The 16490-nt window shown below is 33.1% G+C and carries 16 protein-coding genes; 4 read left to right on the forward strand and 12 right to left on the reverse strand.

Annotated features, from left to right (window positions below):
• Positions 1-3 precede the first annotated feature (3 nt).
• From QBK95_RS06050 to mraZ, 3 genes are read right to left on the reverse strand one after another with little or no spacing between them, the layout of a single operon-like run.
• Positions 4-315 carry an FtsL-like putative cell division protein gene (locus QBK95_RS06050; protein ID WP_280931605.1) on the reverse strand — a complete coding sequence of 104 codons (312 nt, stop codon included), beginning with the start codon at positions 313-315 and terminating at the stop codon, positions 4-6.
• Entirely contained in the window at positions 312-1220 is a 909-nt protein-coding gene (gene rsmH, locus QBK95_RS06055) for a 16S rRNA (cytosine(1402)-N(4))-methyltransferase RsmH (protein WP_280931607.1), read from the reverse strand. The genes QBK95_RS06050 and rsmH overlap by 4 nt, the downstream gene beginning before the upstream one ends.
• Positions 1195-1665 carry a division/cell wall cluster transcriptional repressor MraZ gene (gene mraZ / locus QBK95_RS06060; protein ID WP_280931609.1) on the reverse strand — a complete coding sequence of 157 codons (471 nt, stop codon included), beginning with the start codon at positions 1663-1665 and terminating at the stop codon, positions 1195-1197. Before mraZ ends, rsmH begins: the two co-directional genes overlap by 26 nt.
• A 304-nt stretch (positions 1666-1969) precedes the next feature.
• Between mraZ and QBK95_RS06065 the strand changes: the two genes are divergently transcribed.
• A complete protein-coding gene (locus QBK95_RS06065; protein ID WP_280931611.1) occupies positions 1970-2734 on the forward strand; it encodes an alpha/beta fold hydrolase in 765 nt (254 codons plus the stop codon).
• Between the two features lie 12 nt (positions 2735-2746).
• Positions 2747-3352, forward strand: a complete 606-nt coding sequence (gene yihA, locus QBK95_RS06070) for a ribosome biogenesis GTP-binding protein YihA/YsxC (protein ID WP_280931613.1) — start codon at positions 2747-2749, stop codon at positions 3350-3352.
• On the opposite strand, the gene QBK95_RS06075 is transcribed toward yihA, so the two are convergent.
• From QBK95_RS06075 to gldB, 3 genes are read right to left on the reverse strand one after another with little or no spacing between them, the layout of a single operon-like run.
• Positions 3349-3714 (reverse strand): GTPase, encoded by a 366-nt coding sequence (locus QBK95_RS06075; RefSeq protein WP_280931616.1) that lies wholly within the window; start codon positions 3712-3714, stop codon positions 3349-3351. The genes yihA and QBK95_RS06075 overlap by 4 nt on opposite strands.
• 60 nt (positions 3715-3774) lie before the next feature.
• Positions 3775-4113 carry a gliding motility protein GldC gene (gene gldC / locus QBK95_RS06080; RefSeq protein ID WP_280931618.1) on the reverse strand — a complete coding sequence of 113 codons (339 nt, stop codon included), beginning with the start codon at positions 4111-4113 and terminating at the stop codon, positions 3775-3777.
• The gene (gldB, locus tag QBK95_RS06085) at positions 4113-5081 is read right to left on the reverse strand and encodes a gliding motility lipoprotein GldB (protein WP_280931620.1); all 969 of its coding nucleotides are present in this window, start codon (positions 5079-5081) and stop codon (positions 4113-4115) included. The genes gldC and gldB overlap by 1 nt, the downstream gene beginning before the upstream one ends.
• Positions 5082-5298: 217 nt before the next feature.
• Here gldB and nadE point away from each other — a divergent pair, with 217 nt between their 5' ends.
• Together nadE and QBK95_RS06095 are read left to right on the forward strand one after the other, a co-directional pair.
• On the forward strand, positions 5299-6087 hold the full coding sequence (gene nadE / locus QBK95_RS06090; protein ID WP_280931621.1) for an NAD(+) synthase: 789 nt from the start codon (positions 5299-5301) through the stop codon (positions 6085-6087).
• A 148-nt stretch (positions 6088-6235) separates the two neighbouring features.
• Entirely contained in the window at positions 6236-6868 is a 633-nt protein-coding gene (locus tag QBK95_RS06095; RefSeq protein ID WP_091407582.1) for a response regulator, read from the forward strand.
• Here QBK95_RS06095 and dnaG read toward each other — a convergent pair.
• From dnaG to QBK95_RS06125, 6 genes are all read right to left on the reverse strand, one after another.
• Complete coding sequence (gene dnaG, locus QBK95_RS06100) at positions 6865-8826, reverse strand: DNA primase (protein WP_280931625.1); 1962 nt, start codon at positions 8824-8826, stop codon at positions 6865-6867. The two genes, QBK95_RS06095 and dnaG, sit on opposite strands and share 4 nt — an antisense overlap.
• A gap of 136 nt (positions 8827-8962) precedes the next feature.
• The gene (locus tag QBK95_RS06105) at positions 8963-12247 is read right to left on the reverse strand and encodes a T9SS-dependent choice-of-anchor J family protein (protein WP_280931627.1); all 3285 of its coding nucleotides are present in this window, start codon (positions 12245-12247) and stop codon (positions 8963-8965) included.
• Positions 12248-12774: 527 nt separating this feature from the next.
• Complete coding sequence (locus tag QBK95_RS06110) at positions 12775-13839, reverse strand: hypothetical protein (RefSeq protein WP_280931629.1); 1065 nt, start codon at positions 13837-13839, stop codon at positions 12775-12777.
• Between the two features lie 71 nt (positions 13840-13910).
• Positions 13911-14738, reverse strand: a complete 828-nt coding sequence (locus tag QBK95_RS06115; protein ID WP_280931631.1) for a hypothetical protein — start codon at positions 14736-14738, stop codon at positions 13911-13913.
• Positions 14719-15288: an RNA polymerase sigma factor gene (locus QBK95_RS06120; protein WP_280931634.1), complete on the reverse strand. Its 570-nt coding sequence runs from the start codon at positions 15286-15288 to the stop codon at positions 14719-14721. Before QBK95_RS06120 ends, QBK95_RS06115 begins: the two co-directional genes overlap by 20 nt.
• 204 nt (positions 15289-15492) lie before the next feature.
• Complete coding sequence (locus QBK95_RS06125) at positions 15493-16470, reverse strand: polyprenyl synthetase family protein (protein ID WP_280931636.1); 978 nt, start codon at positions 16468-16470, stop codon at positions 15493-15495.
• Between the last annotated feature and the right edge of the window lie 20 nt (positions 16471-16490).

The following is a 16490-nucleotide window of genomic DNA, read 5'->3' on the forward strand; positions in this document are numbered from 1 at the left end:
ATGTTACTCTTTTACTATTATTTTTTGTGCTGGTTTCGTTGGTCTTTTTATTCCTTTTTTGGTCATCTTTTCAATTACAGACGATTCCATTTTCAATTGCATCAATTCTGTTCTTCCATCGACAAACTGAGTTCTTAACTCTCTCACTTCATTATTTAATTTGGCAATTTCATGAACTTTGCTTTCTGCATTATGAGAACTGGCGATCATTATAATTGCCAAAAAAGACAAAAAGAGAAGCATACGCCAATTTTTCATTGCATCATCTGCAATAAGAAACTTTCCTTTTAGTATATCATATACTGTTTGTTTCAAATCTTTTCTGCTATTCTAAGTTTGGCACTTCGTGCCCTGTTATTTATTTTAATTTCTTCATTAGAAGGGATTATCAACTTCCCAACTTTTTTAAATGGTACAGAAACATTACCATATAAATCCTTTTCAGGTTCTCCTTCAAACATTCCATTTCTTACAAACCGCTTCACTAATCTATCTTCTAAAGAATGATATGATATCAAACTAATTCTTCCTCCAGCTTCTAATAAACCTTCTGTCTGCAGTAAAAACTCTTTAAGAACTTCGATTTCCTGATTCACCTCTATCCTAATTGCCTGATATATCTGTGCTAATATTTTATGTTCTTTATGTTTTACTAAAAATGGCCTCAACACCTCTTTTAGCACTACACTAGTTTTAATTGGCGTTTCTTTTCTTGCATTAACTATTGCTCTAGCTAACTTAGGAGCGTTTCGCAATTCTCCATACTGCAAAAACATAGTCCTAAGATCTGATTCCTCATATTCATTAATTACATTATATGCAGACAACTCATCACTTTGATTCATTCTCATATCTAGATCAGCTTCGAATCGAGTTGAAAAGCCTCTTTCGGCAACATCAAATTGATGAGATGAAACACCAAAGTCTCCAAGGATTCCATCAACCTTTCGTAATCCGTGAAAACGAAGAAATCTTTTTATAAACCTAAAATTCTCGTTTATCAACACGAATCTACTATCATCGATTGCGTTATTTAATGCATCTTTATCCTGATCAAAAGCATAAAGCTTTCCATTAGGCCCTAACCTTTTTATAATCTCTTTAGAGTGCCCTCCACCTCCGAAGGTTACATCTACATAGACACCATCAGGTTTAATTGCAAGTCCATCAACGGTTTCTTTTAGTAAAACCGGATTATGATATTCCATCTGTTTCATCATCGAATCCCATTACTTCTTCAGCAAGATCAGCAAAATCCACTGTCGCGTCATCAATTGCTTTTTCATACTGTTTCTTATCCCAAATCTCAATGATATTGACAGCCGAAGACAGTACCAACTCTTTAGTTATTCCTGCAAAACTCACCAAATCTTTAGGTATCAAGAGACGACCAGTTCCATCAATTTCAACCATTTTAACACCAGCTGTAAACCTTCGGATAAAATCATTGTTTTTCTTTTTGAAACGATTTAGCTTATTCATTTTCTGCATTAAAAGATTCCATTCTGCCATTGGATACAACTCCAAACAAGGCTGAAACACCGCTCTTTTTAACACAAATCCATCTTGCAATACAGGTGAAAGTTGTTTTTTAAAAGCTACAGGTATCATCAGACGTCCCTTAGCGTCTGCTTTACATTCGTATGTACCTATAAGATTTACCACTTTTATTTACTTATCACTATAATTAGTCAAATATATTGAAAAAATTACCACTTTTTACCACAATCTACCACATTGTTAATAAGTTGTCGTCAAAAACTAGGTACAACTACATTGGCAAACTTTAATATTTTGTTTCTCAGTGGGATATTACTTTTACTATAAAATCTTGGTTTTGACCTATTCATGATTGAAAAAATTGACTGTTAGAAAAAATCTAAAAAAATCATACTGCACTATTGATAAAAAATCTTCAAACTAATTATGAAAATGCTATATTTGCTTTTAATTCTTGTAAGAAGTATTAATGAAGCACGAATTAAAAAAAGACGGAAAATTCAGTTATCTGGAGCTTGGGGAAGGCACACCAATCGTGATTTTACACGGATTGATGGGCGGTTTAAGCAACTTCGATGGTGTAAGTACATATTTTCCAGAAAACGGATACAAAGTATTGATTCCAGAGCTCCCACTATATGAAATGCCATTGATAAAAACGAGCGTTGGAACTTTTGCTAAATACCTTAAGGACTTTATTGATCAATTAGGCTACGAAGAAGTTATTCTACTTGGTAATTCTCTTGGAGGTCATATTGGATTGCTATGCACCAAAATGTTTCCCGAAAAGGTAAAAGCACTAGTGATAACAGGTAGTTCTGGACTATATGAAAGTGCAATGGGAGAAAGCTATCCTAAACGAGGTGATTATGAGTACATTAAGGCAAAAGCAGAAAATGTATTTTATGACCCTGCCATTGCTACTAAAGAAATTGTAGATGAAGTATACGCTACAGTTAATGATCGCAATAAACTTATTAGAACACTTGCTATTGCCAAAAGTGCGATAAGACACAATATGGCAAAGGATTTACCTAATATGAAAAACCCTACTTGTATTATTTGGGGTAGAGATGATAATGTTACACCTCCTGAAGTGGCAGATGATTTTAACAGATTACTTCCAGACTCTGATTTATATTGGATCGATAAATGTGGCCATGCTGCAATGATGGAACATCCTGAAGAGTTTAATAAACTATTACACTCTTGGTTGCAAGAACGTAATTTCTAATCAAACAATCCTATGAAGATTAGTAACGCTGAGTTTGTAATGAGTAACAGCGATGTGGCTAAATGTCCTAAAAACAATTTGCCCGAATATGCTTTCATTGGCCGTTCTAATGTTGGCAAGTCTTCTTTAATCAACATGCTAACTGGACGCAAAAGCTTAGCAAAAACCTCTGGAAGACCTGGAAAAACGCAACTAATCAATCATTTTATAATTAATAAAAGTTGGTTTCTAGTCGATTTACCTGGCTATGGTTATGCACGAGTTTCTAAATCTTCTAAAAAAGTATTTCAGAAGTTTATCACTGCATATTTTTCTAAAAGAACTCAATTGGTATCAGCTTTTGTTCTTATCGATTGCAGACATGAACCTCAAAAAATTGATTTAGAATTCATGCAGTGGCTTGGAGAAAATCAAATTCCTTTTTCTATTGTCTTCACCAAAGCTGATAAGTTAACCAAAACTCAATTACCTCTTAATATAGAATCCTATACCAAGGAAATGTTGCAATATTGGGAAGAAATGCCTAACTATTTCATTACCTCTTCTTCTTCTGGATTGGGCAAAGATGAAGTACTGCAGTACATACAAGAAATAAATCAACAAGTAGCTAATTCTTAACTTAGTTTCTGCTTCAACTTTTCTATTAAGTTTTCTACTGTGTTTATTAATGTAAGCTCTTCTGAATCTATCAGAACAAAAAAGTCTTGTTTCTTTTGTTCAAGAATTACTGGAAACTGAAATTTAGTATAATCTACCTCTTTATGCTTTTCTAAAAATTCATTTTTATACTGAAAAAGAAATTCGTGTAGTGTTGTTTCTCTAAATTCTTTCCAAGTTTTCTTTTCAGAAAAACTTCCGTGAGTTAACGCACATAGATCACAGGAATAAGTAGAAGGGCTTATAATTTTATGAGCGAAATCAATAGACTTGTTCCAGATTTTGGCATCTGCATTATACACAAAAACAAGTTTTCTTTTCAATGTATTCTTACTTTCAGTTACAGCCTAATAAAAATATTACTTCTATCCCGTTTATCAGAACTATTTTTGTGTTAACTCGAGCTTTTCAGCAAAATAATCACAAAAATCTTTCATGGTTGCGGCCATTTTTTCATCTTGTGTAGCCCTATTAAACGTATCACTCATAGAAACTAAGGTTTGATGAAAAAACACTTTCATTTCATCGACTGGCATGTCTTTGGTCCATAGATCAATTCTAAGACTTTCTTTGCTTTTCTGATCCCAAACAGATAATAACATTGCTTTAGTTTCTTCATTTTCAATTCCACCATCTTTTGCAGTCCATTGTAGTTTTTCAGGAACTCGATTCTCATCTAATTCTATTTCAATCTTAATTTCGGATTTATGTGTATTTGCCATTATCTTGCGGGTTTGTATTTTGAGGTATTAAAAATTGTTTCAGCGTCAGTTAATAATAATTGTCGCAAAGATACATTGTTATTTTTCATATACGAACTTACAATCTTCCAACCTATATACTGACCTATTCTATCTGGTGCTTCCTGATCGATTTCTTCCAAATAAAACTTAGAGAAAGGTCCTGGATATAAAAATCGCGGCAATAATTCTGCATCTGTGCTATATAACAATTGCCTGTCTATAAAATACCTCCATATTTCTTCTTCATTAGCTCGCGCCCATGCAAGCTGCTCTTCTTTATATGCTATTTTTTGGTTATCAGAAAAATTAGGAAGAAACAGATCTTTTAAATATAATTCTTTACCATAATATATCATATTCGCCAAGAATGTTCTATTTCTAGGTAATTCCACCAATTGTCTTGTATACATTGAAGCAACATCAGGAATAATTTGGCTTCTTACAAAATGAGCTTTTAGATAAGATTGCATCCCGTTATAAAAATGATGGTCGGCTCCCAGATATGTATCCAAGGATATAATCAACAGATTATCCGACAAAATTACTTTACGTTGATAATCTACATTAGATGTAACTGTAATGACTCTAGGAACTGTTACTTCTGGGAAGTAATATTTTATATGCTGAAGAAGTGATGTAAGCTGTTCTTTCTCTTCAGAAAAATTACTAAATGCTTTTTCAACTTCTTGATTAATCTCTAACTGTATGGTGTCTTTGGTTTTCTGAATCCAAACACTATCTGCATCTCTTTCAGGAAATAAAAAAGGATATCTTTCTTTTACATCTGTTAGATTTTCTGGTGTAACATCCGCAAAAATCCGATCAAAACGTTCAATACCTATTTGAACTGGTATTTGGGCTATTTCTTTTTCAATCCTATTTTCTTTTGCACAAGACCATATCACACAAAAAATCACGATTATTTTTAAAAACTTTATATACTTCATTAGAATATTATGATATATACATAAATAATTACTCTTACTCTTTAACGAGATCTTTTTTTATTAATTTTATGACCGCAAAGTTAATATTCTCAGATTACGATTTATATAATAGTCTATATAATTCTAAAATGATTCATACTTACTAATAATCATTGATCTATTTTTTTGAGAACATTACTCATAATCGACATACAAAACAGCACTAAAAAAATAAAATATGCAGACTGAAAAAGTAATTGACCACATTGTGAATTGGCTAAAAGATTATGCAACAAATGCTAACATACAGGGTTTTGTTGTTGGTATTAGTGGAGGGATTGACAGTGCCGTCACATCTACTTTATGTGCTAAAACAGGTCTTAATGTTCTATGTGTGGAAATGCCGATTCATCAAGCTCCTAGTCAAGTAACCAGAGCTCAAGAGCATATTTCTCAATTAAAAGCGCGATTTGACAAGGTATCTGACACATGTGTAGATCTGACACCTATTTTTGAAGAATTCAAAACAACAGTACCAAAAAGTGATTCTGAAACGACTCTTAATCTAGCATTAGCCAATACAAGAGCGAGATTGAGAATGACTACTTTATACTATTTAGCTGGACTGAATAGTTACTTGGTTGCAGGAACGGGAAATAAAGTTGAAGATTTTGGTGTAGGTTTTTATACTAAATATGGTGATGGTGGCGTTGATATAAGTCCAATTGCTGATTTATTAAAAAGTGAAGTCTATCAATTGGCTAAGGTACTAATGGTTCCTGATTCAATTCAGGCTGCTGCTCCAACAGATGGATTGTTTGGTGATAGCAGAAGTGATGAGGATCAGATTGGAGCGAGTTATGACGAACTGGAATGGGCGATGAAAATGAAAGATGAAGGAAAGGATAGTGACGACTTTACAGGCAGAAGACAAGAAGTATTTAATATCTATTCTCGTCTAAATACGGTAAATCAACACAAAATGATACCGATTCCTGTCTGTAAAATACCCGTTAATCTGAAATAACAAGCATTTTATCGATAACTTAATAAAAAAAAGTTTACGACTACTAGTTCTTAGTAATTTTGCAATGAAAACAAATATCAGAAATTACCCCTAGAGATGTTAACCCCTTTAAATTAAAAAATTTAACATTTATCAATTGTAAACAAGAATGACAAACGTACTAATCGCAGATCATCATCCTATTACTAGAAAAGGGATCGTTTCTTTATTAAGAAATTCTGAAGATTTTGAAATCATCGGAAAAGTAAGTAATGGAAACGAAATGTATGATATTTTGAAATCTAATACTCCTGATATATTAATCATGGAATTAGACTTGCCTCAAATTAATGGCATTATGGCTTTGCGGACCATAAAAAAAGAATTTACAGGAATTAAAGTTATTATTTTCAGTTCTCACCCTGAAGAAATGTATGCATTAAGTGCCATTAAAGCTGGTGCTTCTGCTTATTTATCCAAAACGGTAGCAACTAAAACACTTAAAAAAGCTATTGAGCGTGTTGCAAGAGGTGGAATTTATCTGAATGATAATTTAACTCAGCAATTAGCTAATGGCAACACCAATGAGAATAACATGGTTGTAAAGTATAAGAAGCTTTCTTCTCGTGAAATAGAGGTATTAAATCTATTATCATCTGGTAAGCGTAACAAAGATATTGCTAGCACTTTATCTATAAACGAAAAAACTGTAAGCACATATAAGACCAGATTACTGAAAAAACTTAAAGTAGATAATCTTGCTGATCTAATACATCAGTCTAGATTACTACATATTAACTAAATTACTCGATTTAATTTTCGGTATAATAGTTTTTTTAAAGTCTGATAGTCTCTTATATCTTCTAAGATATTCATATTACTTTCAAAATTTTGGGCTTTCACTTCTTGTGAAAGCTCATTTATTTTTTCATTAATTAAAAATCTACGTAGATTAAGAATTGTGTCAGATACATATTGCGAGATAGAATGTTCCTTTTTCTTTACATGGATTTCCATATCTGACCATCTATGCAATGCATGACGTTCTTCATCCATCATAATTTCTGTTATTTCGTATGCAATCTCTGGCGGTATTTGATTGATAAAATGTTCTATTTTAAAATCTTCCTGTTGGTTTAACTGGTCAATCAAAATCTTATACACTTCTTTAAATGTATTTTGAGTAAATTCTATTTCATCCTCCTGAAGGTCCAGATATACTTTTTCAAAAACTTTTGTAGTATATAGTTCTGGCTCTAAAAACAATTCTCCTTCATCGTTTTCTTTCATTACAAGATCCTCAAACTCTTCTTCATGAGTACCATATAATAATAATATCTCAATAATCTTTTTTTCAAAACCATTTTGCTCATTAATCTTAGGTTGTTTCTGAACCTCTTGCTTCACGACCTCTAAAGGCTTTTGAGCTTGTTTTTCTTGTTTTTTTTGATCTTTTATATCAGCATTCCTAATCTGAGCTAATGTATCAAACAAGACATCTTCAGAAATATCCATAATACGAGAACATTCTTGCACATAGATTTCACGCTTGATTACATCTGGAATTTTAGCAATACTCACCACCATATCCCGAACCAATTCTGCTTTTTTAATAGGATCACTTTTAGATTCTTCTTGTAATAGCGATGCTTTAAATCGTATAAAATCCTGTGCATTTTCTTCTAAGTACGCAGTCAATTCTTCTAATGTGTTTTGTTTTGCAAAACTATCAGGATCTTCTCCATCAGGAAAGCTACAGACCTTTACATTCATCCCTTGCTCCAGAATCAAATCAATACCTCTAATTGATGCTCTCATTCCCGCAGCATCTCCATCAAACAAGACTGTTATATTTTTAGTAAGTCTATTAATCAACCTAATTTGATCAGAAGTTAACGCTGTTCCAGATGATGAAACTACATTCTTGACACCTGTTTGATGAAATTGAATTACATCGGTATATCCTTCTACAAGAAAACAATTATCTTCCTTTGCAATAGATTGCTTTGCATGATATATTCCATAAAGCACCTTACTCTTATGGTAAATATCACTTTCTGGAGAGTTTAAATATTTTGCAGCTTTTTTTTCATTTGTAAGAATCCTACCACCAAAACCTAATACGCGACCTGACATCGATTGAATAGGAAACATCACCCTTCCTTTAAACCGATCAAATTGTTTTTCTTCCTTTACAATAGTAAGTCCAGTCTTTTCAAGAAACTCTAATTGATACCCTTTCTTAATTGCATCTGAAGTAAATGCATCCCAAGTATCTGGTGAATACCCCAATCCAAATTTCTGAATGGTTTCGGTCGTAAATCCTCGTTCTTTAAAATAAGTCAATCCAATTGCCTTACCCTGTTCCGTTTTGTGAAGAATATTTTGAAAAAAAGTATTTGCATATTCACTTACCAAATACATACTTTCTCGTTCATCGGCCTGATGTTTTTGTTCATCAGTTTGTTCCGTCTCTTCTATTTCTATATTATATTTTTTAGCAAGATATTTTATTGCTTCAGGATATGTGAAATGCTCATGTTCCATAAGGAATGCAACTACATTTCCTCCTTTACCACTAGAGAAATCTTTCCAAATTTGTTTAACTGGAGAAACCATAAATGAAGGAGTACGCTCTTCACTAAAAGGACTTAATCCTTTAAAATTACTTCCTGATTTTTTAAGCTGCACAAAATCTCCTATCACCTCTTCTAATCGGGCAGTTTCGAATACAGCATCTATGGTTGATTTATGAATCATTAAATACTAAACGTAACATTATATCTAAACAAAAGTAATATAAATCCTGATACGTATTTTGTATTATTTATATAAACAACAAGGCTGCCTTAAAAAAGACAGCCTTGTATAGCTAAATTATGAATTTAATACATCATTATTTGGCAATCACAAATTTTCTAGTTACTTCAATTTCATCTCTATTAGAAGTAAAACGTATGAAATATGTTCCAGTAGCTAAATTGCTTATATCTATTTGCTCTTGCGTACCTTGGTTTGATATTTCTTTTACCAATTGTCCGTACATAGAGAAAATCTTTAAATTATCTATTGATCTACCGCCAGCAGTAACATTTAATATTCCTTTAGCTGGAATTGGATAAATTCTAAAAGCATCTGTATCCTGGGAACGAAGGCCACTAAGTGGATACGTTTCTAACCTTGATGCTCCTTCTACACAGAAATCAGTAGCTTCAGAGCTACCAAAATCTCCTCCAGAAACAATTTCACCAGCATCGCTTGATAAGGTATAAGAACCATTACCAAATCCACAACAGATACCATCTCCGAAAGAATCAGAAATTGTAAACGTATATGAACCATTTCCTAAATCTGAAATAGTTTCAACAATCGTTGATCCATCAGGATTTGCAGTAGAATAGCTCTCTGAAGCAACTACACTTCCTTCTGAATCTGTTAAGGTCCAAGAAGTTTCTTGAGGGTAGTTATCAAAAGTAATACTTAAAGTTACATCTCCAGAAGCACAGTCTCCACCGCCTGGTCCTCCATTAGCATTTAATTGCACATTATCAATAGCTGCATCAGCTCTCCAAGTACCACCAGTTACTCTATTGAATCTTAGTTGCACTCCTGTGCCTACATAAGCAGCTAAGTCGATATTAGCAGTTTGCCAAGAATTACCTTGATTACCACTTCTATTCCAAATACTAGCCCAAGTAACACCTTCGTCATTACTTGCTTCAACATCTAAGGAACCAAAATTATTTGCTCCAAACATATGATACTGAAATGAGAAAGAAGCAGAAGTAGCTCCTGTAAGATCAAAACAAGGAGATGTTAAGATTGCTTGCTTATTAGGAAATCCAACTCCATTACCTGAAGCTTCTACATAGATGTAATTTGACCCATCTACAGCACTAGAAGGTCCAGTTCTATTAGAAGGTGTTCCATTAGCATCTACTGTCCAATCCAGATCATCTCCACCGTTCTGAGTCCAGTCTCCAAGACCAGTTTCAAAACTCTCTGCATAAGGTGGTAACACACCTCCTAAACAACCAGAAGCTGCAGGAGTTGTAACACTAACAGCATCACTTGCTACAGATTCATTTCCTGCTGCATCTTTTGCTATAACAGTAAATTCATAGGTAGTTTCTCCCGACAGACCACTAATAACTACAGTAGTATCAGAAACGGTTGCAACCACAACTCCATCTTGTAACACATCATATTCTGCCACACCAACATTATCTGAAGAAGGATCCCAGGTAAGTGTAGTCTGACCTGCAGTCGTATTAGATGCAGTAAGATTTGCTGGAGCAGTTGGAGCTTCTGTATCAGGAGCTTCAGTAGTTACTGTTAATGCTGCACTAGCCGCAGACTCGTTTCCTGCAGCATCTTTTGCTACAACAGTAAAATCGTATGATGTAGAAGGAGATAATCCTGTAATATCCGCTGATGTTGTCGCAACTGTAGCCACTAACACTCCATCCTGAAACACATCATATGCAGTAACTCCGATATCATCAGTAGAAGCTTCCCAACTAATTGTTGTAGATACATCTGTGGTATTAGATACCACTAAATTTGCAGGAACTGTTGGTGCTTCAGTATCTGGTGTATCTGGTTGTAATTTAAATGCCACTACGTGACTTCTTCTTACGTTTGGAGCAGGTCCTTTCATATACTCACTAATATGCCAGAAAGTCATGTCATCTAAAGGATCAATTGTCATTTGACCATAATCTCCATAACGACCATCTCCTCTATTATTTTGGGCATCTCCATCGGCAGAAACTTGTTCTGCAAGAGTCATTGTACCTATCGGATCACTAGATAATCTACCTGTATACCTTAACGAGGTAAACACAGTACTACTTACTACTGTATATGCAAGTCCAATATTACCTTGCGCATCTTGCGCTATACTACCACAGAAAGCACTTAAACCATCTGGTTGCACATAAGTTCCTTCTTGAAAGATTGTCCAAGGTTGTCCATCTGCAGTTTGTCTTAATTCATACCAACGAATACCTGCCAGGCTATCCGTACCATCAAGGTCAACTACAAAATTTAACACAATAGAATTGTGAGTACCAAAACGTCTATAATTAGTCATATACATCATAGTCGCTTGTAATGCATCTATATCAGGACCATTTCCTGGCTCATCTAAATTCTGGAATGATCCACCATCAAACACACTATCAAAAGGTGCAGTGTCTATTTCTTGAGGTTGAGATATAGTTGAATTCCCTGGATTAGCCCAGTCTACATCTGTAGTCCAAACTTTTATATGATCCTGAGAAACTCCGGACCAACTATCATCTTGTAAATACAGTATAGAATGTCCTACTCCAACAGGTGGTAAATTAGGACCTGTAGAGTTAGAGCCTCCTGGACTATAAAAACCATTTGTTTCTGCTCCTGGTAATGGAAAACCTAGGAATCCAGCATTTGGATCACCTACTAACATCTTATCTCTTTCTACTGCAAATACAACATCATTAGCAGTTGGGTTATTTTGATCCTTGTTAGCAGTGATATAATATCCGTCACTCCAAATAGATAGTTTTTCATAATCTGGGAATGATCCTGTATTAAATCTGTAGGTAAACCATCCATCATTTACTGGATCTGGTCCTTGCCCTACTGCAATTAAAATACCATTAGGAGTATTACTGAACTCCATAATAATAAATCGATCAGCATAATTGTCGTACACTACGATTGGATCACCTAAAGTTTCACCAGGGAATATAGTTCCTAATGAAGCTTCTGGTAACAATACATTACCAGATCTATCCAGAATACCAAACCCTGAATTAAAAGCATATACGTAATGATTAGGTCCAATTGCTCCAGTTGCGTCATTTAATACAGTGCCTATGTGCGCATCAAAAGAAGCGACTTCTGTACTAATTGCAGCTTTTGTTCCATTATTTTTTTGGAATTGTAAAAAAGGATCTTCTTGACCATATGCTGGAATCCCTTTTCCTGGAACAAACGTGTTTTGCCCTCTTTTTTTGTCTGGGGCTACATGATGAAAGTTTTTTGCGGATATTATATTATCCATTTTAGCAAGAGCTGGTATGTTTCGTACATAAGCTGCTTTACTAATTGTTGTGGGGCCTGTACCTTTTTGAGCCATAAGTCCAAAACTGCAGAGCATAAATAATGCTACATAAAAGAATTTTGTTTTCATATATCTAAAATTTGGTTAACTGTTACATAATCAAAGTACCAATTTTAGCATAAGTAGTATATCCACTAACTTGTATTAAGGGGGGAAATACAAGCAGGAATTTTAATTAAATCTGACAAAAAATCAGAATTTTCGGAATTTTAAATATATACTATTTTAGGAAAGAATAAAAAAAATAAATGTCATAAAATACTTACAATCAATACATTACGTTTAAACCGTAATTAAATTAAGGAAAATATTTATTTGGAAATATTTAACAATTAGTAATTTTTTGTATATTATTTAACACCATAAAAATGACTCTATTTATATAGTAATTTAATGGGGTATACAATAAACACTTATGCCTTACACCAAAACTATAATTACCACATTGATGAAAACGAAAAAAGAGTTATGATTATACACAACTCTTTTTTACAAACAAATGGGCTAACACTTAATAATTAAATTAAAGCTTATTTACTTTTTCTTTATGTAATATTTTTAAAATTTATGGAGAACCTAACCGATCATGGGTATTATCAAAGGTCAAAACGCAACCCCAAAGACACATTATTCTGATCTACCGAGGCATTTTTGAAAATTGGCGAGATATCATATTTAGCATATAATGACATATCCCCAAAGCCAATGTACGTACTTAATCCATAAATCAAATCATTGGTATTATAATCTCTTTTAATCTTGTCCTTAATTCTATCGCCATTTTCTTTATATTTTAATTTTTGACGAGTACTAATATTTGCACCAGCATAGCCTCCTATACCAATTCTGAATTTTCTAGCTGTTGAAAATCTCAATTTCTCTTCTGTCTCTCTTCTTTCGGATGGACCAAATTCAAAATGAACAGGAACTACTATATTATCCATTCTAAACTTAGACTTATCCAGTTCAACTCTAAATTCTTGTAATTCCGTTTGATTTCCATTTTCTACAAAATATCTGTTATCAGTTGGTTTTAACCCATTAGATTGATATGAGATCCCATATTTGATCCTCATAAAATTCGAATTTTTAAAAATTCTGGTTTTCCAAGCCCAGCCAATTTCAAAAAATCTACTACCTGCAATCTTATAATCCGAATCATCCAAGGACTGCCCTTCTACAATTGCATTATTTAATCCGAAAGCCACTACCAACTCAGAATAAGTGCGTCTATCATATTTAATTTTACGTCCTTTATTGTTCTTTATATTAACTCCTAAAAGTACATCTCCATCATCATTCTTATTACCCAATCCTATGGAGAGCTCTGTACCTTTGGTAGATGCATACTCGTTTCCATTACGTTCTAATAAAGCTACTTTATTATTAATAATGGCAATTCTATTTTCTATATTAAGAGCGCGATTATTAGCTGCTGCTTCCTTTAATACTTTGGCTTCTTCTGAAGTTATTTCTCCATTAACCATTCTTTCATTTATCGCTTCTACTTCCTTCTTTAATGCATTTTTTTCTGCAGTAACAATTCTTTCTTTCTCCTTTTCTAATTTTTCTATTTTTTCTTTAATTTCTATTTCCTGCGCACTTAAAAATTGGGTGCTCAACGTCATTATCGCCAATGCGATATATACAATTCTTTTCATAAGTATTAGATTTTTCTTACTATTCCCTCTCATTTAAGAGAGGGAATCAATAAGACTTGATTGATGAATATTTAATTATCTCTTTCTGCCACGGTAGTTTTAAGCTTTTCAAAACCTGTCTTAAGCGCTTCAAAGACACGATTTTTAAAAGATTCATCAAGCTCACTTTCTACGTCTAGAAGTAATGCTGATGCATTAACCGTATTAGATTTTAAAATTTGTTGTGTTGTAATTTCGTTCTGAGCCTTACGCAATAAAGTTTCTACTTCTTCATCGGTAATTACTCTATTATTTTTCTCAAGCTCTTGTACTTTTGCTACTAAGCTTTCTACTTTACTATTAATAATCGATGTATCTAATTGTACAGTTTTATCTTTTACATTGATATTATTTTTTATAGTATCAACCGTGACAACAACTATATCTTTTGTTTCAAAAACATCTTTTTGAGTTACTACCTTATTAACAATAAGTTCTTTTTTTATAATTTCTTTTTTATTTTTTGAATCCTTCTTTTTAGCGTTACTCTCGGCAATATTGGTAGATTCAATATTATTCTTAGTCTGTTTTTGAATTTCTACGGTTTCTAATTTTGGTTTTGGTTTTGTTTCTTCTACAATATTTATTGGTTCTTTTTTCTGAAAAACCTCTTTATTGTTCTCTACGAATTTATAATCCTGTACTTGATCTTTTTCTTCAGAATTCATGAACACAGTAGTAACAATCAAAAAACCAACGATGCTTGCTGCTATACCCAACCACCAATATTTTTTAGTAGTTTTTAGACTTTCTTCTTCATCCAATTGCAGCTCTAATTTACTCCAGGATTCCTGAGAAGGTTCTATAGTGCGCTGCTCCAACTTATCTTTTATGCTCTCTTCAAATTTCAATGGCGCCATTACTAATTTTATTTTGTTGATTTAACTTTTGCTGCAACATTTTTCTTGCTTTAAATAATTGAGATTTTGACGTACTTTCGCTTACATCCAACATTTTAGCAATCTCAATGTGTTTATATCCTTCTACAGCATATAATACAAACACCATTTTATATCCTTCAGGTAAACTATCTATTAACTCCTGAATCTGCTCTACTTCTAATTCTACATTGATATTATTCCAGGATTCTTCATTATATCCAGAGATATCTTCGGTGAATAATACTTGTTTTTGTTTTCTTAAAAACGATATAGATTCATTGACCATTATTCTTCGAATCCATCCTTCAAAGCTTCCTTCAAAATTAAATTGTTTAAGGTTTGTAAACACCTTAAGAAATCCATTCAGCATTACTTCTTCAGCAAAATGAGTATCTCGAATATAACGCCGGCATACACCAAGCATCTTAGGTGCATATTTCTCATACAACTGTCGCTGAGCGTCACGATGTTTTTGTATCGCTTGCTTGATGAGTTGTGTTTCGCTTTTATAAAACTGAATAACTTTCAAAGTAAAAATCACTTATTTATGGCCCTCTATTTACATAGACGCAATCACTTTAAAAAAGGTTGCCTGATCGGTTAAAAAAAGTTGTTATAATGGTTATAAGGTACAAAAGAAACATCTTACTTCACAGATACAAATCAATACAAAATACTAAAAATCAATATATTAATATTTTAAAGACACGCTTCTTTATAAGTAAAACCTTTTTTATTTTTTTCGATCAATAACGTAATTAACCATTAATTCTAATGAGGATTTGTATTCTGATTCTGGGTATTCTGATAAAATAGTAAGTGCTTCTTCTTTAAATTGGTGCATTACTGTAGTAGCATAATCTAATCCACCACTTATTTTCACAAAATCAATTACCTCTTTTACTCGCTTCTTATTCTTATTATGGTTCTTAACAGAATTAATCAGCCATTTCTTTTTTTCCTTACTACAATGGTTTAAGGTATAAATTAATGGTAATGTCATTTTTTGCTCTTTGATGTCAATACCTGTAGGTTTACCTATTGCAGTATCTCCATAATCAAATAAATCATCTTTGATCTGAAACGCCATCCCGATGAGTTCACCAAATTTCCTCATTTTTTCCACTGCGTCAGAATCTGGTTCTACTGAACAAGCTCCTAAACTACAACAGGCTGCAATTAAAGTTGCTGTTTTCTGACGAATGATTTCATAGTATACATCCTCAGTTATATCTAGATTTCGCGCTTTTTCTATCTGTAGTAACTCTCCCTCGCTCATTTCGCGTACTGCAACAGATATTATTTTAAGTAAATCAAAATCACCATGATCAATAGATAATAATAGTCCTTTAGACAATAAATAATCTCCAACTAATACCGCAATCTTATTTTTCCAAAGTGCATTGATAGAAAAGAACCCTCTACGTCGATTAGAGTCATCTACTACATCATCATGTACTAATGTAGCCGTATGTATCAACTCTATTACCGAAGCTCCTCGATAGGTTCTGTCATTAATTTCTCCTCCAGAAACCATTTTGGATACAAGAAAAACAAACATTGGTCGCATCTGCTTTCCTTTTCTGTTTACAATATAGTGGGTAATTCTATTTAACAACGCTACCTTGGAAGACATGGATTGAGAGAACTTTTGTTCAAAAAGTTCCATCTCATCAATTATTGGCAGCTTTATTTGTTCAACGACTTTCAATTCGTAGTACGTGATTTTGT

The sequence above is a fragment of the Aquimarina mycalae genome, from assembly GCF_029906345.1.
Lineage (GTDB): Bacteria > Bacteroidota > Bacteroidia > Flavobacteriales > Flavobacteriaceae > Aquimarina.

Bases quoted from the DNA above. Each gene is read 5' to 3' on its own strand.
- rsmH (WP_280931607.1), bottom strand. From the start codon at position 1,220: ATGATGAAACAGATGGAATATCATAATCCGGTTTTACTAAAAGAAACC.
- QBK95_RS06065 (WP_280931611.1), top strand. From the start codon at position 1,970: ATGAAGCACGAATTAAAAAAAGACGGAAAATTCAGTTATCTGGAGCTT.
- yihA (WP_280931613.1), top strand. From the start codon at position 2,747: ATGAAGATTAGTAACGCTGAGTTTGTAATGAGTAACAGCGATGTGGCT.
- gldC (WP_280931618.1), bottom strand. From the start codon at position 4,113: ATGGCAAATACACATAAATCCGAAATTAAGATTGAAATAGAATTAGAT.
- gldB (WP_280931620.1), bottom strand. From the start codon at position 5,081: ATGAAGTATATAAAGTTTTTAAAAATAATCGTGATTTTTTGTGTGATA.
- nadE (WP_280931621.1), top strand. From the start codon at position 5,299: ATGCAGACTGAAAAAGTAATTGACCACATTGTGAATTGGCTAAAAGAT.
- QBK95_RS06095 (WP_091407582.1), top strand. From the start codon at position 6,236: ATGACAAACGTACTAATCGCAGATCATCATCCTATTACTAGAAAAGGG.
- dnaG (WP_280931625.1), bottom strand. From the start codon at position 8,826: ATGATTCATAAATCAACCATAGATGCTGTATTCGAAACTGCCCGATTA.
- QBK95_RS06105 (WP_280931627.1), bottom strand. From the start codon at position 12,247: ATGAAAACAAAATTCTTTTATGTAGCATTATTTATGCTCTGCAGTTTT.
- QBK95_RS06110 (WP_280931629.1), bottom strand. From the start codon at position 13,839: ATGAAAAGAATTGTATATATCGCATTGGCGATAATGACGTTGAGCACC.
- QBK95_RS06115 (WP_280931631.1), bottom strand. From the start codon at position 14,738: ATGGCGCCATTGAAATTTGAAGAGAGCATAAAAGATAAGTTGGAGCAG.